Raw genomic sequence first — 26989 nt, 5'->3', positions numbered from 1 at the left:
TTGGGGAGGGGTCTTCGCTGATTAAAGCCCCAGCATCCGCCGGTTGGCCGCCTGGTCCGTGCCGCTGCCGGCGAAGTCGTCGAAGGCCTTCTCCGTCACGCGGATGATATGCGCCTTGACGAACTCGGCACCCTCGCGCGCGCCGTCTTCCGGATGCTTCAGCGCGCATTCCCATTCGACCACGGCCCAGCCATCGAAATTGTTGGCCGTCATCTTCGAGAACACCGCCCCGAAATCGACCTGGCCGTCGCCGAGCGAGCGGAAGCGGCCGGCGCGTTCGACCCAGCCCTGGTAACCGCCATAGACACCCTGGCGGCCCGTCGGGTTGAACTCGGCATCCTTGACGTGGAACATCTTGATCCGGTCTTTGTAGATGTCGATGTTGTCGAGGTAATCCAGGCACTGCAGCACGTAGTGCGAGGGATCGTAGAGCATGTTGGCGCGCGGATGGTTCTTCACGCGCTCAAGGAACATCTCGAAGGTGACGCCGTCATGCAGGTCCTCGCCGGGATGGATCTCATAGGCGATGTCGACGCCGTTTTCGTCGGCATGATCGAGGATCGGCGTCCAGCGCTTGGCGAGTTCGTCGAAGGCGGTCTCGACGAGGCCGGCCGGGCGCTGCGGCCAGGGGTAGATGAACGGCCAGGCGAGCGCGCCGGAGAAGGTCGCATGCGCCTTGATGCCGAGGTGCTTCGACGCCGTCAGCGCCATCTTCACCTGCTCGACCGCCCATTCCTGGCGCGCCTTCGGATTGCCGCGCACCTCGGGTGCCGCAAAGCCGTCGAAGGCCTCGTCATAGGCGGGATGCACGGCGACCAGCTGGCCCTGCAGGTGAGTGGAAAGCTCGGTGATCTCGACGCCGTTCTGGCGCGCCACGCCGGCAAGCTCGTCGCAATAGTCCTTGGAAGACGCGGCCTTCTTCAGGTCGATCAGCTGGCCCGCCCAGGTCGGAACCTGCACGCCCTTGTAGCCGGTGTCGGCGGCCCACTTGGTGATTGCATCCCACGAGTTGAAAGGCGCGGCGTCGCCCGCGAACTGCCCGAGGAACAAGCCTGGGCCCTTGATCGTTTTCATGTCAATTCCTCCCTGAATAATGACCGTAAACGTTTCTGGTTCAGTTCTAGCACTTGATCTCGCACTCTGCAAGCCGATTTTGGCGAGAATGCAAATCTGCCCCGACGGACATCAATTCGAGGTGCCGACTAAACCATGTCGGGCACCCACCCGCAAGACGTACGTACCGCATTTCTTGGCGCCCGCGCCCCGCGCGGCCCCTTCCCGGCGCATCTTTGTGGACTTCCCGCCACCGCGTGCTACTCTGGGTCGACCAGGAGGGTGGTCGATGACGCGGCGGCTGGCGGCAATCTTGGATGCGGATGTTGTCGGCTTCTCCCGGCTGATGGGCCACGATGAAGCGGGAACCTTTGCCGCGCTGAAACACCACAACACCGAGATCATTGTTCCCGCCATAAACAGGTATCGCGGACATGTCGTGAAATTCGTCGGAGACGGCACGCTGGCGGAATTTTCCAGCGTGGTGGATGCGTTGCGTTGCGCGATGGAGATCCAGGAGGCCATTCTGGCGCTCAACCGGGAGGTGAAGCCCGACCGCCGGATGATCTGGCGCATTGGCATCCATGTCGGCGACGTCCTGACCGAGGATGGCGACATCTTCGGCGAGAGCGTCAACATCGCCGCGCGGCTGCAGGCATTGGCGCCGGCCGGCGGCATCTGCCTGTCGCAACAGGTGCGCGACCAGATCGGCGCGGCGCTCGACTTCGAGGCCACCGACTTCGGCAACCGCAAACTGAAGAACATCGAGCATCCGGTGCGGGTGTGGCGCTGGTTTCCGCCCGGAAGGGAAACGGACGGCCCCGACGACGAGGGCCAGGACCCGGCGACGCCAATCCGGCCGCCGCAGCGCAGGCGCCCTTCCATCGCGGTGCTTCCTTTTGCCAACATGTCGAATATCGAGGGGCAGGAGCATTTTTCCGACGGCTTCACCGACGAGCTGATCGCGACCCTGGCGCGCTGTCGCTGGCTGCTGGTCGCCGCCCGCAATTCCTCTTTCAGCTTCAAGGGCCGCGCCGTCGATGCCCGCCGCGTCGCCGAGGATCTCGGCGTCAAATATGTGCTCGAAGGCAGCGTCCGGCGCTCCGACACCCGCATCCGCATCACCGCGCAACTGCTGGATGGAAACGAAGGCACGCTGCTCTGGGCCGAACGCTACGACCGGATGCTCGCCGATATCTTCGACCTCCAGGACGAGATCGCCTCCGAGATCACGGGGACGATCGAGCCCGAATTGAGCGTCATCGAATTCGCGGCGCTTCGCGGCCGCTCGATCGTCGACATGACGGCCTGGGAAATCTATCTGAAAGGCCTCTGGCATCTCTATCGCTTCACGGTCGACGACTTGAATATGGCCAAGCATCTGTTCGAGCAGGCGATCTCCATCGATCCGAGCTTCGCGCAGGCGCAGGCGCGGCTCGCTTACGTCCACATCCAGCTCGGCTGGTACGGCTCCCTTGAGGAGCGCTCGGGGCGCATATGCGAGGCGATCGAGCTTGCCGAACGGGCGATCACGCTCGACGAGAAGGAGCCGGCCGCGCATCTGGCGCTCGGTCGCGCCCTGGCCCTCGATGGCGCGACACAGGCCGGCATCGCGCATCTGCGCCACGCCGCGAAACTCGATCACAGCTTTGCCCAGGCGCATTTCGCGCTTGGCCAGGCGCTTTGTTACGCCGACCGCCCCGAAGAAGGGATGGTCGAGATCCGGGAAGCCTTTCGTCTCAGTCCGCGCGATCCGCATCTCTGGACCTTTCACAGCATGATGGCCTTCGCCAACTACCAGATGGACAGGCTCGACGAGGCGGCCGAGGCCGCGCGCGCATCGATGCGCTCGCCGAACGTCACCTTCTGGCCGGCGATGGCGCTGGTGGCCATTCAGGGACGGCAGGGCAAGATCGAGGAGGCGCGCCGGACGATCGATGAGCTCTACAATTTTCGGCCGGGCATGACGCTTGATGATGCCAGGCGTGAATTCTACTTCGGCCTCAAGCCCGCGATGAGCGAAACCTTCATCGAGCGTTTCGTCGCGGACCTCGGCAAGGCGGGTCTGCCGGCACGATCAAGATGAGGACGCCCGCTCTCGCGAACGGGCGCCCCTTGGCGATATCGGATCAGAACGGCGAATCCGGGAAGTAGAAGTCCTTGGCGTTATCCTTCGTCACCAGCGTGGCGTCGAGGATGTAGTTGCCGCGAACCGGGACCTGGTCGTAGAGCGCCGCGGCCGTCAGTTCCATCGCGGTACCGACCATCGCCGGCGGATAGAGAACGTCGACCGGGATCATCTTGTCGCCGTCCATGACCTTCTTGACCATGTCCTTGGAGCCGGCGCCGGCCACGACATACTTGATGTCGGTGCGCTTGGCCTGCTCGATCGCCTGCAGCACGCCGACGGCCATGTCGTCGTCCTGGCACCAGACCACATCGATCTTCGGGTACTTGGTCAGATAATCCTGCATCACCTTGAAGGCGTCGTCGCGGTTCCAGTTGCCGAACTGGCGGTCGAGAACCTTGACGTTGGAGCCGGCGATACCCTTGTCGAAGCCGTCCTGACGCTGCTGGTCGATCGGGATCGGCAGGCCGCGGATGACGACGACCTGTGCGTCGGGCGTGGTTTCCTTGATGTACTTGCCGGCGACTTCGCCAAGCGCCGGATTGTTGCCGGCGACGTAGAGATCGCGCACGGAATCGTCGTTGGTGCTTGGCGCGCGGTCGACCAGCGTCACGAAGGTGCCCTTGGCCTTGACTTCCTTGATCGCGTTGACCAGCGGATCGGGGTCCGACGGCAGGATGACCAGCGCGTCGATGCCCTGCGTTGCCAGATCCTGCACCGCGTTCGCCTGGCTCGCGGCATCCGGCGAGGTCTTTACGATCACGTTGATATCCGGATATTCGGCCTTCAAGAGCTTGGCGACGCGCTCGGCATGGAACACCACGCCGGCGGTCCAGCCGTGGTCGGCGGCCGGAATGGAAACGCCGATGGTTTTCTTGTCCGCCGCCTGCGCGACGCTGGCGAGCAGCGCCGCCGCGACGACCGCCAAACTGAACATTGTCTTACGCATGTCTATCTTCCTCCCATTGAACCCCAGGGCTTGCGAACCTTGAGACCGGGCGCCCCGCCGACCCGGCCGATCCCTTGCTACCTGCGCGCCAGCGACCGCTGCACGAGCATGGCGATGATGATGATCGAGCCCTGGATGGCGCCGATCAGATATTCCGAGATGAAATTCGAGAGCAGCATGATGTTGCCGACGAGTTCGAGAATGAAGGCGCCGCAGATCGTGCCCCAGACGCGCCCCGCCCCACCCTTCAGCGCCGTGCCGCCGACGACGACCGCGGTGATCGCCTGCAGTTCCCACAGGATGCCCGTCGTCGCCGACGTCGAGCCGAGACGCGGAACGTAGAGCAGCACGGCGATCGCCACGCAAAGCCCCTGGATGACGAAGGCGATGGTGCGCACCTTGTTGACGGCGATACCGGAATAGCGCGCCACGTCGCGGTTCGAGCCGACGGCCACGACATGGCGGCCATAGCGCGTGCGATAGAGAATGAAGGCGGCGACGCGGTGACCGCGAGGATGACGATGATCGGCACCGGCACGCCCGCGATCGAACCGAAATAGACAGGGCGGTAAAGCGACTGCTGCTCGGCCGAGCGCAGCGTGATCGCGCCGCCCTGTGAGAGCCATGTCGTCAGGCCGCGATAGATGCCCATCGTGCCGAGCGTGGCGATGAACGGCTCGATTTTTCCGACCGTGGTGATCAGCCCGTTCGCGAGCCCGCAGAGCGCACCGGCGACGATGGTGAAGACGACGGCGACGGCGAGCATCAGCGCGGGATCGGCGATGATGGCCGAGTTCATCAAAAGGATCATCAGGCTGGCGACGAAGGCGACCATCGACCCCACGGAGAGGTCGAGATCCCCCGACGAGATGACGAAGGTGGCGCCGACGGCGATGATGGCGATGAAGGCGCTGCGGGTCGCGACATTGGCGAGGTTGGTGATGCCGATGAAGTTCGGATTGACCAGCGCGCCGACGACAAGCAGCAGCGCAAGCGCCGCGAACGGCGCGACCGCCCTGAGATCGATATCCCGCCAGGAACGCCGCCTGATCTGACTGGTCTCGTCGTTCACACTCATGTCCAAAGCCATCCTCCCGTCATGCCTGCCGGCATTCTGTCCGTTGTTCCGCCTGACGGCGGTTGTCTCTCGCGGCCGCCTTACGCGGCCTTCTTCTTCAGGCCCGCGGCATAGCGCATGATCTCCTGCTCGGAGATCTCGTCGCCCTCGAGCACGCCGACGATCCGCCCCTCGCGCATCACCGCCACCCGCGTGCAGAGCCCGATCACCTCGGGCATCTCCGAGGAGACGACGATGATCGAGCGCCCGTCGCGCGCCAGCGCCGAGATGAAATGATAGATCTGCTGCTTGGTGCCGACATCGATGCCGCGCGTCGGCTCGTCGATGATGATGATCTCCGGGTCGGTCTCCATCACCTTGGCGAGCAGCAGCTTCTGCTGGTTGCCGCCGGACATGCGCCCGGCCACGATATTGGTGTCGCGCACGCGTATGTCGAAGCGCCGCCGCGCTTTCGCCAGGGCCCTGGCCTCGCTGCTAGGGCTGAGATAGCCGTGCCGCGAATGCTGGCCCAGCGATTGCAGCGTCAGGTTCGCCAGCATGTTGGAGCCGAGCAGCAGGCCCTTGTGCTTGCGATCCTTGGTCATGTAGGCAAGGCCGGCACGATTGGCCGCATGCACGTCGCCCGACGGGATGCTCTCGCCGCGGATGACGACTTCGCCGGAAGCGCGGCCGCGCAGGCCGGCGATCGCCTCCATAAGTTCCGTGCGGCCGGAGCCAATCATGCCGGAAAAGCCGATAATCTCGCCCTTGCGCACCTCGAAGCTGGCATCGTGCACATAGCCGGTCGAGATACCCTCGACCTTCAGCACGATCTCCTCGTCGACGTCAGGCTCGTTCTTGGTCGGATAGAGGCTGGAAAGCTCGCGTCCGACCATCAGCTGCGCGATCGATTCGCCGTCGAGCATCGCCGTCGGCGCCGTCTTCACCCACTGCCCGTCGCGCAGCACCGTGACCCGGTCGGTCAGCTCCATGACCTCGTCGAGCTTGTGCGAGACGAAGACGAAGCTGGTGCCCTTGTCGCGCAGCTTGCGCACCTGCTTGAACAGGAAATTGGTCTCCTCGCGCGACAGCACCGCCGTCGGCTCGTCCATGAACACCACGCGCGCGTCGCGGCTGATCGCCTTGGCGATCTCCACCATCTGCTTGTCGGCGATCGAAAGCGTGCTGATCAGCGCGTTCTCATCGACATGCGAGCCGAGCAGATCGAGCGCCTTGCGGGTTTCCGAACGCATGAACTTGCGATCGAGCACGCCGAAGCGCGTAACCTCGCGGCCGAGAAACAGGCTCTCGGCGACGGTCAGATGGTCGGCGAGATTGAATTCCTGGTGAATGATGACGATGCCCAGCGCTTCGGCCGCCCCGTTCGGAGGCAGCACGATCGGCTGGCCGTCGAGAATGATTTCGCCCGACGTCGGCTGCTCGAAGCCGGACATCACCTTGACGAGCGTCGACTTTCCCGCGCCGTTTTCGCCCATCAGCGCATGGATTTCGCCGGCGCGCAGCTCGAAATTGACGCTGAAGAGGACCTGCACCCCGCTGAAGGATTTGCATATGCGCCGGGCGGACAACACCACCGGCGCCGCCTCGACAGTCTCCAAACTCATGATGTCCTCCCCTGCGGACTCCCACCCGCTTGACCCTTGTGTAAACCTTTACATGTGCGATGTAAAGGTTTACATCATTGTATCACGAAGTTCTCCTGGCTTCGCCCTTTGACGTATGCCGCAGTCTGTGTAGTGTCGCCGCCAATTGAGCCCCAAGGCAGGACGCAGTGTCGAATTCCACGCCCGCAACCATCGAGGATGTCGCCCGGATCGCCGAGGTTTCGATCGCGACAGTGTCGCGGGCGATCCATACGCCGGAGAAGGTCGCGAACTCGACGCGGCTGAAGGTGAACCAGGCGATCGCGATAACAGGATACACGACGAACGCCATGGCCCGCAGCCTGCGTCTCGGCCGTTCCAACATGATCCTGGTCGTGGCTCCCGACATAGGCGACCCCAATTTTTCCAACATTCTGATCGGCCTGGAGAACGAGGCCCGCGCCCATGGCTACGGCATTCTCATCGGCCATACGCAGAACGACGCCCAGCGCGGCCTCGAATATCTCAAATTCCTGAATTCAAACCAAGCGGCAGGATTGATTCTCTTCACCGGTATCCTGCCCTTCGGCCACCAGACGATGACGGCCAGGCTCCCGCCCAGCGTCGGCGTCTTCGAGCCGGTCTTCAACGGCGGCATTCCCTATGTCGGCGTCGACGATATCGAGGGCGCGCGCAAGGCGGTCGACCTGCTCTTGGCGGAAGGCCACCGAAAGATCGCCTTCATCGGCGACAGCAAGACACGCCTTGCCTATTCCAGGCGCCGCCGGGGCTATGACGAGGGGCTGGACGCGGCCGGCGTGGCGACGGGTCAGCGCATCATTCTGGAAGGCGACGGCACGCTCGAAAGCGGCCGCCACGCCGTCGAGCAGCTCTTCATGCGCGACACGCTGCCGACAGCCTTCATGTGCGTCAACGACCAGACGGCGATCGGCGTGATGATCGGGCTCAACGCCCGCGGCTACGACATCCCCCGCGACTTCTCCGTCACCGGCTTCGACGACGTCCCCCAGGCCGTCTTCATGTCGCCGCCGCTGACGACCGTGCGCCAGCCGCGCACCGCCATCGGCAAGCAGGCCATGGCCCTACTGCTGGAGTTTCTCGGCGACGGCCATCCGGCGGAAACCGAGATCCTGCTGCAGCCGGACCTGGTGGTGCGCAACTCGGTGTCGGCGCCGTCGAAGCAGTGGTCGAAGCGCTAGCGGAAGGCACCCGGCGTCGTCACGCGCGCCAAGAAGCTGGCGCACACCGATCAACAGGCAAAGGCCGCCGCTAAACCGTAAACGCCTCGCGAAACGCCACAAGCGCCGCCTCGGGATCGCCAGAGGCAAAAGCCTCCATGCCGACAGGCCCGGCATAGCCCATCGCTTTCAAGGCCCGCGCGATGCCCTTCCAGTTGACCTCGCCGGTCCCGGGCTCCATGCGGCCGGGAACGTCGGCGACCTGGATCTCGCCGATCCATGGCAGGCTCCTGCGGCAGAGTTCGATCAGGTTCCCCTCGCCGATCTGCGCGTGGTAGAGGTCGAGATTGAGCCGCAGGCGCGGGTGATCGATGCTCGAGACCAGCGCCAGCGTGTCCTCCGCGCGACCGAAGGGGACGCCCGGGTGATCGACCTGAAGGTTGAGGTTCTCCAGCGTGAAGACCACGTCTTCTTCCTCCGCCATGTCGACGATGCGGGCCAGTGTGTCGCGCGCCTTCAGCCACATATTACCGGTCACGACCTCGATCGGCTGCACTGGCAGGCCGCCTTCGCCAAGCCCGGTTCCGTGCAGATTGAGGCGCTGCACGCCGAGCCGCTTGCCGACTTTCGCTGTCTCGCGCGCCGTCTTCAAGAGCTCCGCCGCCCCCTCGTCATCCGTCAGCCGGCCAGTGAGATAGCCGTTCATGATGGTGAAAGTGGCACCCGTCGCCTCGAGCTTGCCGAGATCATGCTCCGGCCAGTTCCACAGCCCGACACCGAAGCCCAACTCGTTCAGCCTGGAGGCGCGCCATTCGATCGGTCTGTCGCGCCAGATCATTTCGGCGCAGGCGGCGAGTTGGAAAGGTGAGCTCATGGTGATCCTCCCGATCATCAGTGCGGATTCGATGCCGACAATAGAGCCGAGATCGCCGATGACGGCAATGCGACCCGACGCCATATCGGCGCAATTGAAAAAGCCGGGAAGCGAGCGCTCCCCGGCCTTTTTGTCTCGGCAATCCGCTACCGATCAGACGTAGCGGTTGACGACGTTTTCGAGAAGTTCCTGCTGGCCGGACTTCGGCTGCGGGTTGATGTCCTGGCTCTCGACGCGGGCCGTGATCTGCTCCAGCGAGTATTCGCCGCGCAGCATCTTCTGGCTTTCGGCCGAATCCCAACCGGCATAGCGGTTGGCGAGCGGCTGCGACAGCGCCTTGTCCTCGATCATTTTGGCGGCAGCCTTCAGGCCACGGGCGCAGCAATCCATGCCGCCGATGTGGCCGATCAGCAGGTCTGCCGGATCGAGCGACTGGCGGCGCAGCTTGGCGTCGAAGTTGGTGCCGCCAGAGGTGAAGCCGCCGCCAGCCAGAACCTGGTAATAGGCGAGCGCCATCTCGGGAACGTTGTTCGGGAACTGGTCGGTATCCCAGCCGGACTGGTAGTCGTTGCGGTTCATGTCGATCGAGCCGAAGATGCCGAGCGCGTTGGCGAGCGCCAGCTCGTGCTCGAAGGAGTGGCCGGCGAGGATCGCGTGGCCCTGCTCGATGTTGAGCTTCACTTCGTTTTCGAGGCCGTTCTTCTTCAGGAAGCCGTAGACCGTCGCGACGTCGTAGTCGTACTGGTGCTTGGTCGGTTCCTGCGGCTTCGGCTCGATCAGGATCTGGCCCTTGAAGCCGATCTTGTGCTTGTACTCGACCACGAGGTTGAGGAAGCGGCCCATCTGGTCGAGCTCGCGCTTGAGGTCGGTGTTGAGCAGCGTCTCATAGCCTTCGCGGCCGCCCCACAGAACGTAGTTCTCGCCGCCGAGCTTCATCGTCGCGTCCATGCAGGTCTTCACGGTCGCGGCCGAGAAGGCGAAGACATCGGGATCGGGATTGGTCGCGGCACCCGACATGAAGCGGCGGTTGGAGAAGAGGTTCGCCGTGCCCCAGAGCAGCTTGGTGCCGGTGGCGGCCTGCTTCTCGGCGAAGTAGTCTACGATCTCGTTGAGGTTCCTGGTGTTCTCGGCGAAGTTCTTGCCCTCGGGGCGCACGTCGGCGTCGTGGAAGCAATAGTAGGGCGCGCCGAGCAGCGAGAAGAACTCGAAGGCCACGTCGGCCTTGAGTTTCGCGGCCTTCATCGTGTCCTCGAACCAAGGGCGCAGGAACGTCTGCCCACCGAAGGGATCGCCGCCCGGCCATGTGAAGGTGTGCCAGTAGGCGACCGCGAAACGCAGATGGTCTTCCATCCGCTTGCCGAGAACGATCTCGTCCGGCTGGTAATGGCGGAAGGCCAGCGGATTGGTGCTGTCCGGGCCTTCATACTTGATCTTCTGGATATCGCCGAAAAATCCGGTGCTCATGGGGTACTCCTCCTTGGGTGTGGTTTAAAAAGTGTCCGTTATTCCGCTTGGCCCCCTCATCCGCCTGCCGGCACCTTCTCCCCGTTGGGGAGAAGAGACTCGAGGCGGCCCCTTGCGCTAACCTCCCTTCTCCCCAGCGGGGAGAAGGTGGCCCGAAGGGTCGGATGAGGGGGCTCCGACCTCAGTGCAAACTTAGACTAGCCTCAATGCGCCAACGCCTTGATCGCCGGATAAAGCGCACGATACCGACCATAAGCCTCCTCATACGCCCCGCTCAGCGCCGCATCAGGCTCGATCGTCCCATCCGTCTCGGGCGGCGTGCACACCGCGACCGGGTCGGCGCCCGTGGCCGCGATCAGGCCGAGGCGGGCCGCACCGAAGGCGGCGCCGAAGTCGCCGTCGGCGGGCAGGTCGACGGGAACGCCGAGCGCGGTGGCGATCGAGGCTAGCCAGTAGCGCGAGCGCGAGCCGCCGCCGATGGCGGTGACGCGGGAAATATCGGTGCCGGCCGAGCGCAGCGCCTCGAGATTGTCGCGGATCGCGAAGGACACGCCTTCGAGCACCGCCTGGGTCAGCACCACGCGGCTGCTCTCATGCTCGAGCCCGATGAAGGCGCCACGGATGACGGCGTCGTTGTGCGGCGTGCGCTCGCCGGAGAGGTAGGGAAGGAAGGTCACGCCCGACGGCGCCTTCAGCGTTTCGCCGAGTTCGGCGGTCAGTTCCGCCGCCGACTTGCCCGTTACATGCGAATGCCAGTTCAGCGCGTCGGTGGCGGACAGGATGACGCCCATCTGGTGCCAGGTGTTGGGCAGCGCGTGGCAGAAGGCATGAACGGCGCTTTCCGGCTTGGGCAGATAGGAACCGTTGGCGGCGAAGAGCACGCCCGAGGTGCCGAGCGAGACGAAGGCTGCGCCATGGCTGACCGTGCCCATGCCGCAGGCCGACGCCGCATTGTCGCCCGCCCCGCCGGCAACGACGACGGAACCGGTGATGCCCCACTGCGAGGCGAGTTCGCCGCGCAGCTTGCCGCCCTCTTCCGTGCCTTCGACCAGGGTTGGCATGTGCTTTTCATCGAGACCGGTGGCGGCGAGCAACTCAGGCGACCACTTGCGCTTGCCGGTATCGAGCCAGGACGTACCGGCCGAATCCGACATTTCGGAAATGTGCTCGCCGGTCAGCCACAGGCGCAGATAGTCCTTGGGGAGCAGCACCTTGGCGACCTTGGCGAAAATCTCCGGCTCGTGCTTGGCGACCCAGGCGAGCTTCGGCGCGGTGAAGCCGGGAAACACGATGTTGCCTGTGATCTTGCGGAACTTCGGATCGGCATCGAGCGCCGCCGCCTCGATGTAGCTGCGCGTGTCGTTCCAGAGAATGCAGGGGCGCAGCACCTTGTCGTCGGCATCGAGCAGCGTCGCGCCGTGCATCTGGCCGGAAAGGCCGATGCCCTTGACGGCGGCAAGTTCCTTCGGATGCTTCGCCTTCAGCCCGGCGACGGCTTCCTCGGTGGCGCGCACCCAGTGCGACGGCTCCTGCTCCGACCATCCATGGTGCGGACGTGACACGTCGAGCGAACCATTGGCCGAGCCGACAATCTTCTGATCACCATCGATCAGCATGGCTTTGACGCCGGAGGTTCCGAGATCGAGACCCAGATACATGTGTTTCTCCCTTTGCCCTTACGGCAGATTGTCTTTCAGAAAGATATCGAGACGGATGCGCTCCTGCGCGTCGATGACCGAGAGCCCGTCGGCCTTCGCCTTCAACACGCGGATGGCGCTGCGCACCTCGTGGCCCGCATCCTGGTTCAAGATTGCGTCGATCGTACCGTCGAGAAGGGCCGCGCGCGTATGATCAGTCAGCTCATGGGCGACGACGGTCAGAGCGCGGTCGACGGATTTCTCCTTCAGCGCCCGGATAAGGCCGCGATTGCCGGCGCCGAGGCTGTAGACGCCGGTGATGCCGTCGCGCTTCGACAACGCGTCCGAAACCAGCATATGCGCCATATCGGGGTCGTCGCGACCTTCGATGACCGGCAGGATGGAAAGATCGGGAAACTCGTCGGCCATCACCGCGGAAAAGCCTTCCAGCCGCTCGCGATGGTCGCGCACCAGCATGGAGCCGGCGAGAACCGCGACATCCCCTTTGGCTCCGCCGAGAAATCGGCCGAGAAGTCGCGCCGCCGTGCGGCCGGCCGCGATATTGTCGACGCCGGCATAGTGATGACGCAGCGAGCCGGTGAGATCGGACACGACGGTGACGACGGGAATGCCGTCCTGCACCAGCCTGTCGACCGCATCGCGCACCTCGGGCGCATCGGTCGCGACCAGCGCCACGCCGGCTGGCCGCTCGGCGCGTAGCGTATCGAGTGCCGCGGCAAGGGCCGCCGGATCGAAGGCGGGAACTTCGACGGTGCGGATATCGGTGCGCTCCACCGGCGAGCGCGCGACGGCGGCCATCACCTCGGCGTTCAGCCCGTGCATGAAGGAATTGTCGCTGGCGGGAACGATGAACACGAACGAATAGGTCCGCCCCTTCGCGAGATTGGCGGCGGCGACATCGCGCACATAACCGATCTCGCGAATGGCGGCTTCGACCTTCTCCCGCGTTACGTGCCGGACGCCCGGGCGCTGGTTCAGCACCCGATCGACAGTCGCAAGGCTGACGCCCGCGGCCGCGGCAATATCGTGAACCGTAGGTCTCATCGCTCCTCCTGACGAGACCTTTAGCGTCATTTCTGATGTACGTAAATCAGATTTTTCAGCGACGCATTCCGTATATTGAAATCACGGATACTTTTCGTGATCGTTGGCGATCTCGGCTTCGAGCCTGGCTGCCGCGCGCTTCAGGTCGCGCGGCCTGCCGGCGACGCTTTCGATCGCCGCCACGGCCACATCCCGCGCCACGTAATCCGACTTGTGACCCATATTACGGATCATCAGCAGCCGGGCGCCCCTGATGGCGCGAGCAAGATGGCGTGCGTGGATGTCAGGCGAGACGACGCTGTCGGTATCGCCCGAAATGATCACCGTCGGCGCGCGGATGCGGCCATAGCGCGGCGAATTGCGTTTCGTCCATTCCAGCAGATTGGCGACATCGATGGCGTTATCGCGGAAAGCCTTCGGCCCGAGAGCCTGCAGCGCCCGCGCCTCCCTGATATAGCCGGGCGGCCGAGGATTGGGCGCGAAAACCGAGCGCGTCGCGCTGTCGATCATCGCGAGCCCCACCGGCGGCACGACGATGGCGCTGAACAGCGCGCCTGTCACCGGCACCTTCGCGGCATCGTAATACCAGGCGATACCACCCGGCCACGGGTAGACGGCGGGCGACAGGAAAACGAGGCCGAGCACCCGATCAGGATGCCTGAGCGCGAAGCTCGCCGCCACCGCGCCCCCGAAGGAATGACTGACGATGATCGCCTTCCTGATACCGCGTTTCGTCATGACCGCGGCGATGGCATCGGCCTGCCCGTCGGGAAATGCGTTCTCCTGATCGCCGCGATCCGAACGCCCGTGGCCCGGACGATCGACGAACAGAAGATCGGCACGCCCCTCCAACAGGTCGCGAAACGAAAATACAGAATCGTGCAGATTGGCGCTGGCGCCGTGGATGAACACGATCGGCGGCAGATCAGGCCGCCGCGCCTTGAGATAGAGGCTGTTCATCCTGTAGCCGCCGACATCGATGCGCGTCTCGTCAGCGGACGGACCGGCGGCGAACACATGGTTCACGCCGACGGACAGGATGAGGGCGAGGAGTGCAAGGGCTCTGCTGGAGGCTTTGAACATGAAGCGCGGTCGATCCCGGTGATATCATCGCCTATACGCGAAAACGCCGGCCTTGGTTTCCCAAGCCGGCGCCAGAATTTGTCAAGCCAGAATTCGTCAGGGCTGTCGTGAGTCGTCAGTGGCCGCCGCCACCTCCGCCACCGCCTTGCGGCGGCACCGGCTTGTCGATCAGCACGATGCCGAGCAGCATCGCCACGAAAAGGCCGGTGAGGATGACGAAAATATCGCTGAACGACATCACCATCGCCTGCTTCGTCACCAGCCCGACCATCTGCTTGATCGCGATGGTGGCGCCGTCCATGCCGTAGGCATCGTAGTTCGAGGTCATCGACTTCATCTGGTCGAGCGCCATCGGGTTGCCCCAGTCCAGGCCCTCGCGGATGCGCTGGTAGTGCACGTCCTGACGATTGGTCAGCACGGTATTGATGACGGCGAGACCGACGGCGCCGCCGAGGTTACGCGTCAGGTTGAACAGGCCGGACGCGCCGCGGATACGCGCCGGCGACATGGTGCCGAGCGCGATGTTGTTGATCGGCACCATGCACATCATCAGGCCGAAGCCGCGCAGGATCTGGGGGATCAGGAGCTCGTAGAAATCCCAGTCGGTGGTTACGCCGGTCATGATCCAGGTGCCGGCCGCGAAGCTCGCGAAGCCGAGCACCATCATCAGCCGCAGGTCCATCTTCGCCGACAGCTTGCCGGCGATCGGCGCTGTCAAAAACATCGCGAGACCCGAAACGAACATCGTTTCGCCGATCATCAGCGAATCGTAGCCGCGGATGCGTCCGAGATAGAGAGGGTAGATGTAGGTCAGGCCGTAAAGCCCGATACCCATGACGAAGGAAAACAGCGAGCCGACCGCGAAGTTTCGGTTGCTGAAGGCCCTGAGATCGACGACGGGGAAGTCCACCTTGAAGGCGCGGTAGAAGAAGACCACGCAGCCGATGGCCGATGCTATCGCGCCGAGAACGATGTTGCGGTCGTTGAACCAGTCGTTCGAATTGCCCTCTTCGAGCACGTATTCCAGCGCGCCGAGGAAGACGCCCATCGACACCAGACCCCACCAGTCGAACTTCTTGAACAGCGAGAATTCCGGCTTGTCGAAGTCGATGAAGTTCCAGGCCACGATCGTCACGATGATGCCGGGAATGATGTTGACGAGGAACAGCCAGTGCCAGGAGAAGGCATCGCTGAGATAGCCGCCGACCGTCGGGCCGATGGTCGGCGCCAGCGTTGCGATCAGGCCGATGATCGGCGATACGATGCTGCGCTTGGATGGCGGGAAGATCGTGAAGGCGGCGGCGAACACCGACGGGATCATGCCGCCGCCGATAAAGCCCTGGATCGCGCGATAGACGATCATCTGGTCGATATTCGTCGCGGTGGCGCACAATGCGCTGGCCGCGGTGAAGCCCGCCGCCGAGAAGGCGAAGAGGTAGCGCGTCGAGATGATGCGCGCCAAGGTACCGGAGAGCGGAATCATGATGACTTCCGCGATCAGATAGGACGTCTGCACCCAGCCGATTTCATCCGTGCCGGCGCTGAGGCCGGCCTGGATTTCGGCCAGCGACGCCGACACGATCTGAATATCCAGGATGGACATGAACATCCCCACGACCATCGCGAAAAACGCGATGAGCTTGCGGGGGTCCATGGTATCGGCAGCCGGCGTGGCCGGCATCGATCCTGCTGTTGTGCTCGCGGCCATCGGCCTACCTCGTCAGACGATATTATGGGCCAGGTCCAGCGCGAAGCGCGTTACTTGGCGGCATCCGGCGCCGTGCGCGTATCGACGTCGACAACCACGCTCAGGCCCGCGCGCAGACGGCCCGTGTCGAGCGCTTCCTGCGGCAGGGCGATACGCACCGGCACGCGCTGGATGATCTTGGTGAAGTTGCCCGTCGCGTTCTCCGGCGGCAGCAGCGAGAACACCGAGCCCGATGCCGGCGAGATCGACTCGACGGTGCCGACGATCGGATCATCGCCATAGGCATCGACGCGGACATCGACCTTCGAACCCGGAACCAGCTGCTGGATCTGCGTTTCCTTGAAGTTCGCGTCGATATAGAGTTCGCGGATCGGCACGAGCGCCATCAGGCGCTGGCCGGGCGAGACCAGGTCGCCTTCCTGAACCGAGCGGTTGCCGACGACACCGTCATAAGGCGCCTTCAGCACCGTGAACGACAGGTCGCGGGCGGCCTTGTCCCGGGCAAGCTCGAGCTGGCGGATCGTGCCTTCGGCTTCGCGGCGCTGCGCATGGAGCAGCGTTACGTTGGCTTCGGCCGACGCGATGGCGGCATTGCCGCCGACCAGATTGGCGCGCGCCTGATCGAGCGCGATATTGGCGGTATCGAGCGAGGCGGTGGTGCCGACCGACTTCGCCTGCAGTTCGCTGGCGCGAGTCTGGGTGATCTGCGCACCGCGCAGCGTGGCATCCAGAGCGACCTTCTGCGCCTTGGCCTGGTCGAGGCTCGCCTCGCCGCCGGCGATCTGCGCGTCGATGCGCTGCAGCGACAGCTTCTCGGTGTCGAGCGAGGCCTGCGCCTGCTCGAGCGCCAGCTTGTAGTCGCCATCGTCGAGTGTCGCCAGGATATCACCCGCCTTGACCTGCTGGTTGGCGACGACATTCACCTTGGCGACGTAGCCCGTGACCTTCGGCGAAATCGTTGCGATGTCGCCCTCGATATAGGCGTCGTCGGTCGAAACCATGAAGCGGCCGACCGTGAACCACTGATAGCCGTAATAGGCGGCGCCAGCGAGAAGCACGAGCCCGAGGATCGGAAGCACGGGGCTGCGCTTCTTTTTCTTCTGCTCGGGCGCCGTCTCCACAGGGGCCGCCGTCTGCGGCGTACGCGGCGCTTCGGCCGTGGTCACGGCTGCTTCCTGAGCCTCGCCATCAGCGGGCTTGCTGACAATGCGGGCGACATTGGCGTTCTGGCTAGACGACATGAGAGAATACCGGTAAATCGAGTAAAACAGATCGAACTGAACGGTTCGGTTTAGTTGACATAGAACCTTTTAACGTTCATATCAAGATGTATCGAACCACCCGGTTCGATTTTGTTAACGAAACATTCGCACATGCGAATATGGTTAAGGAGCTATGACAGACTTTTCCGACGTATCCATGGAGGAATCGACATCCGCGGGAGGCAGATGGGCGGCGGGTGAAGATCCCGCCAAGCGCAAGCAAATTCTCGACGGCGCCCGGCGCGCGTTCATGAAATACGGCTTCGATGCCGCCAGCATGAACGACATCACGCGCGAGGCCGGCGTTTCGAAGGGAACGCTCTACGTATACTTCGCCAACAAGGAAGAGCTGTTCGCCGCGATGATCGAAAGCGAACGCGCCGCCTTCGTTGCCGCGATGCGCACCACCCTTGCCGAACGCGAGGACGTGGAAGCCGGCCTGCATGATTTCGGCATGGATTTCATCGCCCACCTGACCGACGAGAAGGTCATCAACGCCATGCGCACGGTGCTTGGCGTGCGTGATCGCATGCCGGCGCTCTGTCAGCGCTTCTTCAATGGCCCGGAGAACCTGCGCACCATCCTGCGCGACTATCTCGTGCGCTATGTCGAGGCCGGCAAGCTCGATATTTCGGACATCGATCTGGCAGCCGCCCAGTTTCTCGATCTCTCGAGCGGCAGTTTCTTCAAGTTCCGCCTGTTCGGCAGCATGGAAAAGCCGCCATCGAAACAGGAGGCCGAACGCGTCATCAATGGCGCCGTGCGCATGTTCATGGCGACCTACGGGGTCGCCAACGATCGCTGACATGCATATGGCGGGATCTTGACTGCGGAATAAATGTCCGCCGACTTTCGTATACTCCCTTGCGCGCTTGCCAAGCCACGAAGCGCGATTAAATTCGAGCGACCGCTAATGGGGCGCAAAGGGATATATAGATGCAAGAAATCATGATGCTCGTGCAGGACCCGGCCGCCTGGGTGGCCCTTGTCACCCTGGTGGTGATGGAAGTGGTTCTCGGGATCGACAATCTCATCTTCATTTCCATTCTCACCAACAAGCTGCCACCCGAATCGCGCGAGAAGGCTCGCAAGATCGGCATCGGCCTCGCGCTGATCATGCGCCTGGCGCTGCTTGGCACCGTTGCCTGGATCGTCAAGCTGACGGCGCCCGTCTTCGAAGTCTTCGGCCAGAGCTTCTCGTGGAAGGACATGATCCTGATTGCCGGCGGTCTCTTCCTCCTGTGGAAGGCGACCAAGGAAATCCACCACACGGTCGATCCCGCCGAACAGGCAAACGATGCCGCCGCCAACGCGGGGACGACGACCTTTGCCGCCGCGATCGGCCAGATCCTGGTGCTCGACCTCGTCTTCTCCGTCGACAGCATCATCACCGCCGTCGGCATGACCCCTTATCTGTCGATCATGGTGATCGCCGTCGTCGCCGCCGTGACCGTCATGCTGGTGGCCGCGACCCCGCTTGCCAACTTCATCGAGAAGAACCCGACCATCGTCATGCTGGCGCTCGGCTTCCTGATGATGATCGGCACGACGCTGATCGCCCAGGGCATGGGTTTCGAGGTTCCCAAGGGCTACGTCTACGCCGCCATGGCCTTCTCGGCGCTGGTCGAGGTGCTCAACATGCTGGCGCGCAACGCCAAGAAGCGAAAGCGCGAAGCCACGAAAGAGACCTTGCACTGACAAGCAAAAGGGCGCGACCTGCTGGCCGCGCCCTTTTCATATCCGCTGCCTGCCAATCAGCCGGCCGCCAGTTCCTTGTCGATCGCCAGCACCAGCCGCTGGTCGTCGGCGGTCACGTCGGGTGCGAAACGCGCGACGACCTTGCCGTCGCGGCCGATCAGGAACTTCTCGAAGTTCCACAGCACGCCCTTGTCGTCCGCTGCGGCAAGACCGCGATCGACCAGCTTCTCGCGCATCGGGCCCTCGCCCGTCGTCGGCAGGCCGGTGCCCGTCAGCATCTTGTAGAGCGGATGCTGGTCCTCGCCCTTGACCGAGATCTTCGAGAAGATCGGGAACTTCACGTCATAGGTCAGCGTGCAGAACTCGACGATCTCGGCGTCGGTGCCCGGCTCCTGGCCCTTGAAGTTGTTGGCCGGAAAGGCGGCGATCACCAAGCCGCGCTCGCGCTTGTCCTCGTAGAGCTTCTCCAGCCCCTCGTACTGCGCCGTCAGCCCGCATTTCGAGGCGACGTTGACGACAAGCACGACCTTGCCCTTGTATTCGTTCAGCGTGGTCTCGCGTCCATCGGCGAGCTTTACCGGCACGCTCAAGATATCGGTCATCATCGATCTCCAACATGAAATACCGACGCGGAAGCTATACCCGCGCGACCGTTTGTCCAGCGCGGAAAATCGCCCGCTGGCAAAATCGCCCAAACCATCTAGTCTAAGTCTACAGCGCGGACGCCATCTGGGGGATCGGGCGGGAGGATCGGGCATGTCTCGGGAAGTGTTTGTGGCGGCCGTCATCTGCGCCTGCCTGATCGCCGCCTCGATCGGCACCATGCTCAGCTATCACAGGCTGCCGAGCCATCACCGGCAGGAAGAGACCAATGCCGTCGTGCGGCTGGTGGCCAACATCTTCGTCGTCATGACCTCGCTGGTCTTCAGCCTGATGATCAACTCGGCGAAGAACACCTTCGAGGGCATCGACAGCAACGTCCACGCCTTCTCCACCCAGATCATCCTCTTCGACCAGACGCTTCGAACCTACGGGCTGGAGGCCAACGAGACCAAGCAGCGCCTTTCCACCTATGTCGAAATAGCACTGGGCAACGTTCCGCCATCCAGCGACCCGCTGGTCAAGGGCGACCCGGCCGCCGAATTCGCCCTGAACGAGGTGGGAAACAGCCTGGCGCTTCTCGCCCCCGACGATCCCGGCCACATCGCGTTGCTCGACAATGCGCGCCAGCAATATCAGCGGCTCGTCGAGCAACGCTGGGTCCTCGTCGAGCAGTCGGAAGGCGTCATCCCCCGGCCGCTGATCTCCATGCTGGTGACATGGCTGATCCTGATTTTCGCGAGCTTCGGCTACCGCGCGCCGAAAAACATCATCGTCGTCTCGATGTTCATCATCGCCGCCTTCCTGATCTCGGCCTCGATATATCTGGTGCTCGACATGGACATTCCCTTCAACGGCCTCATCCAGATTTCCGACCTGCCGCTGCGCCGGGCCTGGCGGAAATCCAGCGCTGACGAAAACCGAATGCGGAACCATATCGGCGCTCGATCGGTTTGGTCGGTATGAAGAGCACAGGAAACAAAGCCCGCCGCGGCATGACGCGGTTCGTCGCCATCATATTCATCACGGCCGTCGTCATCGCCACGGCGTACTATTTCGTTTTCACACCCGGCTCCGCCTGACGACGCCAATCACTTAGCCGGCTTGAAGGTCCATTTCACGACGTAGTCGCCGTTGCGCTTGGTCTTGATCCTGGTCTTGACCCTCACGGGACCGCCGATGGCCGCCTCCGCCGCCTCGAATGCCTGGCGGGCCTGCGCCATGGCGTCGTGATACGCGGAGTTGTCGCGTCGCGGGCTGTCGGCGATCTGTTTCAGGAGCGTCAGCGTGTCGGGTGCCCGTTCATCCGGACGTTTGCTGCCAGCTGCGCTCTTGCGCGTCTCATTGCCCATTCCCGCTCCGCCCATGCTCACGCCATTCGTCCGTCAGCGTCCATATACCGGCCGGGAACGAAATCTCAATGCGGGCGAGCGCCGTGCGCCGATGCCGCGCGAATTTTGCCCGGGGCGAGCCATTGAAGTGCATCGCGCGCGGCACAGTTATCCGCAGACGCGGGAAATCTCCCGGCATCCGCTCTCTGTTCCCGGAAACGCATGACAACACAGCAGATTCTCGCCTTCGGCGTCATTGGCCTGATGATGGCGGTCTTCATCTGGGACCGTTTTCGCTACGATCTCGTCGCCTGCTGCGCGCTGGTGCTGGCGATCGCCGTCGGTCTCGTGCCCTTCGACAAGGCCTTCTCCGGCTTCAGCGACGACATCGTCATCATCGTCGGCAGCGCGCTCGTCGTCAGCGCCGGCGTCGCCCGCTCCGGCATCGTCGATACCGCGATCAAGCGTTTCTTTCCCAATCTCGACACGCTGCACACGCAGCTCGCGCTGCTGCTCGTCGTCGTCGCCGTCCTCTCCGCCTTCATCAAGAATATCGGCGCGCTGGCGATCATGATCCCGGTCGCCTTCCAGTTCGCCCGCAAGAGCGGCAAGTCGCCCTCGCTCTATCTGATGCCGATGAGCTTCGCAGCCCTTCTCGGCGGCCTGATGACGCAGATCGGCACCTCGCCCAACATCGTCGTCTCGCGCCTGCGCGGCGAGATAACAGGCACGCCCTTCACCATGTTCGACTTCACCCCCGTCGGCGCCACGCTGGCGCTGGTGGGCGTCGTCTTCCTGATCTTCTTCCACTGGCTGGTGCCTGAAAGAAAGAACGAAAACCCGTCGCTGGAAGAGGCGCTCGACGCCAAGGCCTATTTCTCCGAAGCCACGGTGGCCGAGGAATCGACCGTCGAGGGCAAGCCGCTCAGCGACCTCCTGAAACTCGGCGACGGCGACGCCGTGGCGACCGCGATCCTGCGCGGCCACACCCGCCTCTCGCCCTTTCCCGACGTGCAGCTCAGAAGCGGCGACACGCTGCTGCTCGAGGGCAGCCCCGACGCGCTCGACCGCGTCGTCTCCAACGCCAAGTTGAAACTCTCGGGCAAGCCGATCGCCGACCCCGCCGAGCGCAACGACCTGATCTCGATCGAGGCGATCGTCGCGTCGGAATCGCAGCTGGTCGGCTGGTCGGCGCGGCAGCTGTCGCTGTCCAACCGCCGCAGCGTCAATCTTCTCGCCGTCTCCCGCAAGGGCCATCGGCTGAACGAGCGCCTGAGCGAAGTCAGGCTTCGCGCCGGCGACGTGCTGGTGCTGCAGGGCAACCGCCGCAACCTCCCCGCCTTCCTGCAGGAATTCGCCTGCCTGCCGCTTGCCCAGCGCGACATCATGCTCGGCACCTCGCGCCGCGCCTATCTGCCGCTGCTGATCCTGCTCGCCGCCATGGCCGCCACCGCGACCGGCGCGGTGCCAGTCGCCGTCTCCTTCTTCTGTGCGGCGCTCGCCATGGTCGTCTTCCGCGTCATCCCGCTGGTCGATGTCTACAAGGCGCTCGATGCTCCGATCCTGATCATGCTCGCGACGCTGATCCCGGTTTCCGACACGCTGAGGACGACGGGAGGCAGTGAGCTGATCGCCGGCTGGCTCGGCACGCTCGCCGCCCAGATGCCGCATTACGGCGCGCTGGCGCTGATCCTGATCACAGCCATGGCCGTGACGCCCTTCCTCAACAACGCCGCCACCGTGCTCGTCATGGCCCCGATCGCCGCGAGCTTCGCCGAAACGCTCGGCTACAGACCCGACGCCTTCCTGATGGCGGTGGCGATCGGCGCCGGCTGCGACTTCCTGACCCCGATCGGCCACCAGTGCAACACGCTGGTCTTCGGCCCCGGCGGTTATCGCTTCAGCGACTACCCCCGCCTCGGCCTGCCGCTTTCCTTCCTGATCATCCTCGTCAGCGTGCCGCTGCTGCTCTGGGTGTGGCCAGTCACCTGAGACGTGACCCGATGGGCGTGTCGAACCGGCGCAACCGACGGCGCGGGCGGCATTTTCCTTGACGTGTGCAGCCGAATATGGCCTTAAAGCCAGCCAAACGGACAATTGGCCGGGCAAGCGGGCGAAACGCCCTTTTCCGGTTGGTTTCCTGATCCAGTTATCTGCATTCTCAAGGCCGAGCGTCGCTTTCCCTCAGAAAGCCGTCCGGCATTTATTTGACGGGCACATAAAATGACAGCTTCCGGCGTCCGCGTCCGCATTGCTCCCTCGCCGACGGGCGAGCCGCATGTCGGCACCGCATACATCGCACTCTTCAACTATCTCTTCGCCAAGAAGCACGGCGGCGAGTTCATCCTGCGTATCGAAGACACCGATGCCACCCGCTCGACGCCCGAATTCGAGACCAAGGTGCTCGACGCGCTGAAATGGTGCGGCCTGGAATGGTCCGAAGGCCCCGATGTCGGCGGTCCCTACGGCCCCTACCGCCAGTCCGACCGCAAGGACATGTACCAGCCCTACGCCCAGGAACTGCTGGACAAGGGCCATGCCTTCCGCTGCTTCTGCACGCCAGAGCGCCTGACCGAGATGCGCGAGGCGCAGCGCGCCTCCGGCAAGCCGCCGAAGTACGACGGTCTTTGCCTCAAATATTCCGCCGAGGAAGTCTCAGCCAAGCTCGCATCGGGCGAAAGCTCCGTCGTCCGCATGAAGATCCCCACCGAGGGCTCCTGCGACTTCACCGACGGCGTCTATGGCGACGTCTCGATCCCGTGGGATTCGGTCGACATGCAGGTGCTCATCAAGGGCGACGGCATGCCGACCTATCACATGGCCAACGTCATCGACGACCATCTGATGAAGATCACCCACGTCGCGCGCGGCGAGGAGTGGCTGGCATCGGTGCCGAAGCACATCCTGCTCTATCGCTATTTCGAGTGGGAACAGCCTGTCTTCATGCATCTCTCGCTGATGAGAAATGCCGACAAGTCGAAGCTGTCGAAGCGCAAGAACCCGACCTCGATCTCCTATTACTCCGCGCTCGGCTATATCCCGGAAGCGCTGATGAACTTCCTCGGTCTGTTCTTCGTGCAGATCGCCGAAGGCGAGGAACTGCTCGACATCGAGGAACTGGCCGGCAAGTTCGACCCGGAAAACCTCTCCAAGGCCGGCGCCATCTTCGACATCCAGAAGCTCGACTGGCTGAACGGCCGGTGGATCCGCGAGAAGATGTCGGAAGAAGAGTTCCAGAGCCGCGTGTTGACCTGGGCGATGGAAAACGATCGCTTGAAGGCCGGCATGGCGCTGTCGCAGTCGCGCATCTCCAAGCTCGGCGAACTGCCGGAGCTGATGGGCTTCCTCCTGAAGTCGGATCTCAACCTCGATCCGTCCGCCTTCGCCAAGATCAAGTCGCCGCCGGAAGAGATCCTCGAGATCCTGAACACCGTGCAGCCGGATCTGGAAAAGATCCTCGAATGGAACGTCGAATCCATCGAAGCCGAGCTGCGCGCCATCGGCGACCGCATGGGCAAGAAGCTCAAGGTCATCGTCGCCCCGCTCTTCGTCGCCGTCTCCGGCTCGTCGCGCTCGCTGCCGCTGTTTGACTCAATGGCCATCCTCGGCCGCTCGGTCGTGCGCCAGCGCCTGAAACTGGCGGCGCAGGCCGTCGCCTCGCTGGTGGGACCGAAGTAGTAAGCCAAGCGCGCGGAGCCCCCTCACCCTACCCTCTCCCCGAGGGGAGAGGGGGAGCGAGCCGCCAGCTCCGAGTCTCTTCTCCCCAGCGGGGAGAAGGTGGCGGCAGCCGGATGAGGGGGCCACAGGCTCCGAGTTAAGAATTATATCTGCGGCAGTGCCGCCAAAGAGGTCGAACATATGTCCGAGAACAAGACCGAAACCGCCACCCTCTCCTCCGACGCGACTGAGGTCCGCGCCCAGAAGCTGAAGCTGCTGCGCGAAAAGATCGGCGACGTCTATCCGGCGCATTTCCACCGCACCATCACCAATGCCGAGCTGGCCGAGAAGTACAAGGATCTGGAATCCGACATCGAGACGACGGATGTCGTCACCGTCGCCGGCCGTGTCTATTCCTCGCGCAATTCCGGCATGTTCATGGATATCCATGACGCCGGCGGCAAGATCCAGATCTTCAGCCACAAGGACGTGACGCCCGAGGCCGCCCGCGAGATGCTCGCCATGATCGACATCGGCGACATCATCGGCGTGACCGGCACCGTGCGCCGCACCAAGCGCGGCGAGCTGTCGATCAACGCGCAAGAGATCACCATGCTCACCAAGTCGCTTCTCCCCATGCCGGAGAAGTGGAACGGCATCGCCGATATCGAGATCCGCTATCGCAAGCGCCACCTCGACATCATGAGCAACGACGAATCCAAGCTCCGCTTCCAGCAGCGCTCGAAGATCCTCTCCGGCATCCGCCGCTTCATGGAAGACGACGGCTTCATGGAAGTCGAGACGCCGATGCTGCACTCCGTCTACGGCGGTGCGACGGCCGATCCGTTCAAGACGCACCACAACACGCTGAAGCAGGACATGTACCTGCGCATCGCGCCCGAACTGTTTTTGAAGCGCACGCTGGTCTCGGGCCTGACCGACAAGGTCTTCGAGATCAACCGCAACTTCCGCAACGAAGGCGTTTCGACCAGGCACAATCCCGAGTTCACCATGATGGAGTGCTACTGGGCCTATGCCGATTACGAGGACATCATGGACCTCGTCGAGCGCCTGTTCGAGAAGCTGGCGCTGCAGGTTCACGGCACGACGGAATTCCCCTTCGGCGACAAGGAGATTTCCTTCAAGGGCCCGTTCAAGCGCGTGCCCATGCCCGACGCCGTCAAGGAAGCGACCGGCATCGATTTCCTTAGCATGAAGACCGACGAGGAGGCCCGCGCCGCCGCCAAGGCCGCCGGCTTCGAGGTCGAGAAGGACTGGACCTGGGGCGAATGCCTGGCCTTCATCTTCGAGGAGAAGGTCGAGGGCACGCTGATCCAGCCGAGCCACGTCACCCACTTCCCGAAGGACATCTCGCCGTTCGCCAAGGAAGTGCCGGGCGAGCCGCGCCTCGTCGAGCGTTTCGAGACCTATTGCAACGCCTGGGAACTGGGCAACGCCTTCTCCGAACTCAACGATCCGGAAGAGCAGCGCCGCCGCATGGTCGAGCAGCTAGAGCAGGCGCATGCCCGTGGCGAGAAGGACAAGCAGCTGGACGACGAATTCCTCGACGCCATCGACCAGGGCATGCCGCCCGCCGGCGGTCTCGGCATCGGCGTCGACCGCCTCACCATGCTGCTGACCAACGCCCCGTCGATCCGCGATGTCATCCTCTTCCCGGCCCGCAAGGCCAAGGCCGACTGAGCCGGCTCACCGACATGCGAAAGGCGGCGGCCCGAAAGGGCACGCCGCCTTTTTTGTTCCTGCTGAAGCGATGATTTACTGTCCGCGCTCGAACAACGATCACTCGCCTTTCGAAGCAGCCGGGGCCGCGGCACTCTCGACCGGCGCTTCACCGGCTTCGCCGGCTGGCTTGGCGGCCTCGCCCTTCGCCCCAGCCTCGCCCTTGGCAGCGGGCTTGCCCTCTCCACCCGTGGTCGCCGCGACCGCGATGGGATCGACGCAGTCCGAAAAATCCTTGAAGGCGGCGTTGAGCGTGCTGATCTCGTCCTCGGGCAGGTCGACGCGTTCGCCGAAGAACAGGCCGTTGGCCGCCGCCGTTCCATCGTAATAGCGCGCCGTATAGGTCTTGGCGCCGACGATGCTTTCGACGACCGGATCGGGACGCGGGATATAGACGACGTCGGCGCCGATGGCACGGCCGCGAATATCGGAGCGCAGCGTCGGGCCGTTATTGTCGAGAACCACGACCTGCACCAGGTCCGGCTTCTGTGCCTCGTAGATGGCTTTGGCTACCCGGAGCGCCGTCTTGACGCGGGTCATGCCGTCGGTCGGCTCGGTCTTGATGTACTTGCGGACCCAGACCCGCTTCTGCTTCTTGATGGTGACAAGATTGACGTCGGTGCACGCGGCGCCGTTCACGGTCTCCGCGGGAGGACCGAGCAGGGTGTCCTTGCCGATATACAGCGCTGCGCCGCCGGAAGTGCCCCCGAGAAAGGCAATTCCGCCGATGATCAGCACCAATTTCCGGGAAGGCCGGAAGATGCGCAGTAAGGCCTTCACGCCAACTGCTCCGCCATCAAGTCACTCCAACGCAATAAACTGGTCTCGACGCTAGAGAAATGACGTTTCGGAATACTTAAATGCGGGCAAGAAGTTTGTG

Annotated in this window: 21 protein-coding genes and 1 pseudogene; 8 read left to right on the top strand and 14 right to left on the bottom strand. The window is 63.5% G+C overall.

Features of this window, described 5'->3' with window-relative positions:
* Positions 1–21 precede the first annotated feature (21 nt).
* Complete coding sequence (locus P3R82_RS28140) at positions 22–1074, bottom strand: sugar phosphate isomerase/epimerase (RefSeq protein WP_283196140.1); 1053 nt, start codon at positions 1072–1074, stop codon at positions 22–24.
* Between the two features lie 268 nt (positions 1075–1342).
* Between P3R82_RS28140 and P3R82_RS28135 the strand changes: the two genes are divergently transcribed.
* Entirely contained in the window at positions 1343–3139 is a 1797-nt protein-coding gene (locus P3R82_RS28135; protein ID WP_283196139.1) for an adenylate/guanylate cyclase domain-containing protein, read from the top strand.
* A 43-nt stretch (positions 3140–3182) separates the two neighbouring features.
* Here P3R82_RS28135 and P3R82_RS28130 read toward each other — a convergent pair whose 3' ends face one another.
* From P3R82_RS28130 to P3R82_RS28120, 3 genes and pseudogenes are all read right to left on the bottom strand, one after another.
* Positions 3183–4130 carry a substrate-binding domain-containing protein gene (locus tag P3R82_RS28130; protein ID WP_283196138.1) on the bottom strand — a complete coding sequence of 316 codons (948 nt, stop codon included), beginning with the start codon at positions 4128–4130 and terminating at the stop codon, positions 3183–3185.
* Positions 4131–4207: 77 nt separating this feature from the next.
* Positions 4208–5208, bottom strand: a pseudogene (locus P3R82_RS28125) (ABC transporter permease).
* A gap of 80 nt (positions 5209–5288) precedes the next feature.
* The gene (locus P3R82_RS28120) at positions 5289–6812 is read right to left on the bottom strand and encodes a sugar ABC transporter ATP-binding protein (RefSeq protein ID WP_283196137.1); all 1524 of its coding nucleotides are present in this window, start codon (positions 6810–6812) and stop codon (positions 5289–5291) included.
* A gap of 167 nt (positions 6813–6979) precedes the next feature.
* Here P3R82_RS28120 and P3R82_RS28115 point away from each other — a divergent pair, with 167 nt between their 5' ends.
* Complete coding sequence (locus tag P3R82_RS28115; protein ID WP_283196136.1) at positions 6980–8011, top strand: LacI family DNA-binding transcriptional regulator; 1032 nt, start codon at positions 6980–6982, stop codon at positions 8009–8011.
* 70 nt (positions 8012–8081) lie between these two features.
* On the opposite strand, the gene P3R82_RS28110 is transcribed toward P3R82_RS28115, so the two are convergent.
* The 7 genes from P3R82_RS28110 to P3R82_RS28080 all read right to left on the bottom strand — a co-directional run bounded on the left by P3R82_RS28110 (position 8082) and on the right by P3R82_RS28080 (position 17062).
* Positions 8082–8864: a TIM barrel protein gene (locus P3R82_RS28110; RefSeq protein ID WP_283196135.1), complete on the bottom strand. Its 783-nt coding sequence runs from the start codon at positions 8862–8864 to the stop codon at positions 8082–8084.
* Positions 8865–9017: 153 nt separating this feature from the next.
* The gene (xylA, locus tag P3R82_RS28105) at positions 9018–10328 is read right to left on the bottom strand and encodes a xylose isomerase (protein ID WP_283196134.1); all 1311 of its coding nucleotides are present in this window, start codon (positions 10326–10328) and stop codon (positions 9018–9020) included.
* A gap of 203 nt (positions 10329–10531) precedes the next feature.
* On the bottom strand, positions 10532–11986 hold the full coding sequence (xylB, locus tag P3R82_RS28100; RefSeq protein ID WP_283196133.1) for a xylulokinase: 1455 nt from the start codon (positions 11984–11986) through the stop codon (positions 10532–10534).
* Between the two features lie 18 nt (positions 11987–12004).
* Positions 12005–13030 carry a LacI family DNA-binding transcriptional regulator gene (locus P3R82_RS28095; RefSeq protein ID WP_283196132.1) on the bottom strand — a complete coding sequence of 342 codons (1026 nt, stop codon included), beginning with the start codon at positions 13028–13030 and terminating at the stop codon, positions 12005–12007.
* 81 nt (positions 13031–13111) lie between these two features.
* Positions 13112–14113 carry an alpha/beta hydrolase gene (locus P3R82_RS28090; RefSeq protein WP_283196131.1) on the bottom strand — a complete coding sequence of 334 codons (1002 nt, stop codon included), beginning with the start codon at positions 14111–14113 and terminating at the stop codon, positions 13112–13114.
* A 115-nt stretch (positions 14114–14228) separates the two neighbouring features.
* On the bottom strand, positions 14229–15821 hold the full coding sequence (locus P3R82_RS28085) for a DHA2 family efflux MFS transporter permease subunit (protein ID WP_283196130.1): 1593 nt from the start codon (positions 15819–15821) through the stop codon (positions 14229–14231).
* A gap of 50 nt (positions 15822–15871) precedes the next feature.
* Positions 15872–17062 carry an HlyD family secretion protein gene (locus P3R82_RS28080; RefSeq protein WP_283196129.1) on the bottom strand — a complete coding sequence of 397 codons (1191 nt, stop codon included), beginning with the start codon at positions 17060–17062 and terminating at the stop codon, positions 15872–15874.
* A gap of 154 nt (positions 17063–17216) precedes the next feature.
* Between P3R82_RS28080 and P3R82_RS28075 the strand changes: the two genes are divergently transcribed.
* Both P3R82_RS28075 and P3R82_RS28070 read left to right on the top strand, forming a co-directional pair.
* Complete coding sequence (locus P3R82_RS28075; protein ID WP_183902012.1) at positions 17217–17888, top strand: TetR/AcrR family transcriptional regulator; 672 nt, start codon at positions 17217–17219, stop codon at positions 17886–17888.
* A gap of 131 nt (positions 17889–18019) precedes the next feature.
* Entirely contained in the window at positions 18020–18781 is a 762-nt protein-coding gene (locus P3R82_RS28070) for a TerC family protein (protein ID WP_283196128.1), read from the top strand.
* A 56-nt stretch (positions 18782–18837) separates the two neighbouring features.
* Here the strand turns inward: P3R82_RS28070 and P3R82_RS28065 are convergent, their stop codons facing one another.
* Entirely contained in the window at positions 18838–19386 is a 549-nt protein-coding gene (locus P3R82_RS28065) for a glutathione peroxidase (protein ID WP_283196127.1), read from the bottom strand.
* A gap of 151 nt (positions 19387–19537) precedes the next feature.
* Here P3R82_RS28065 and P3R82_RS28060 point away from each other — a divergent pair, with 151 nt between their 5' ends.
* Positions 19538–20347, top strand: a complete 810-nt coding sequence (locus P3R82_RS28060; RefSeq protein WP_283196126.1) for a hypothetical protein — start codon at positions 19538–19540, stop codon at positions 20345–20347.
* Positions 20348–20472: 125 nt separating this feature from the next.
* On the opposite strand, the gene P3R82_RS28055 is transcribed toward P3R82_RS28060, so the two are convergent.
* Positions 20473–20733 (bottom strand): hypothetical protein, encoded by a 261-nt coding sequence (locus tag P3R82_RS28055; protein ID WP_283196125.1) that lies wholly within the window; start codon positions 20731–20733, stop codon positions 20473–20475.
* Positions 20734–20934: 201 nt separating this feature from the next.
* On the opposite strand from P3R82_RS28055, the gene P3R82_RS28050 reads away from it, so the two are divergent.
* From P3R82_RS28050 to lysS, 3 genes are all read left to right on the top strand, one after another.
* A complete protein-coding gene (locus P3R82_RS28050) occupies positions 20935–22704 on the top strand; it encodes an SLC13 family permease (protein WP_183902016.1) in 1770 nt (589 codons plus the stop codon).
* Between the two features lie 231 nt (positions 22705–22935).
* The gene (gene gltX, locus P3R82_RS28045) at positions 22936–24390 is read left to right on the top strand and encodes a glutamate--tRNA ligase (RefSeq protein ID WP_283196124.1); all 1455 of its coding nucleotides are present in this window, start codon (positions 22936–22938) and stop codon (positions 24388–24390) included.
* Positions 24391–24570: 180 nt separating this feature from the next.
* On the top strand, positions 24571–26070 hold the full coding sequence (lysS, locus tag P3R82_RS28040; protein WP_283196123.1) for a lysine--tRNA ligase: 1500 nt from the start codon (positions 24571–24573) through the stop codon (positions 26068–26070).
* A gap of 99 nt (positions 26071–26169) precedes the next feature.
* Here the strand turns inward: lysS and P3R82_RS28035 are convergent, their stop codons facing one another.
* Complete coding sequence (locus tag P3R82_RS28035; RefSeq protein WP_283196122.1) at positions 26170–26889, bottom strand: hypothetical protein; 720 nt, start codon at positions 26887–26889, stop codon at positions 26170–26172.
* Between the last annotated feature and the right edge of the window lie 100 nt (positions 26890–26989).

Origin of the sequence: Rhizobium sp. AN80A, assembly GCF_030053015.1 — a bacterium.
Classification (GTDB): Bacteria; Pseudomonadota; Alphaproteobacteria; order Rhizobiales; family Rhizobiaceae; genus Rhizobium; species Rhizobium metallidurans.
The sequence above is the reverse complement of the archived record's forward strand: the minus strand, read 5'-3'. Positions and strand labels throughout refer to the sequence as shown.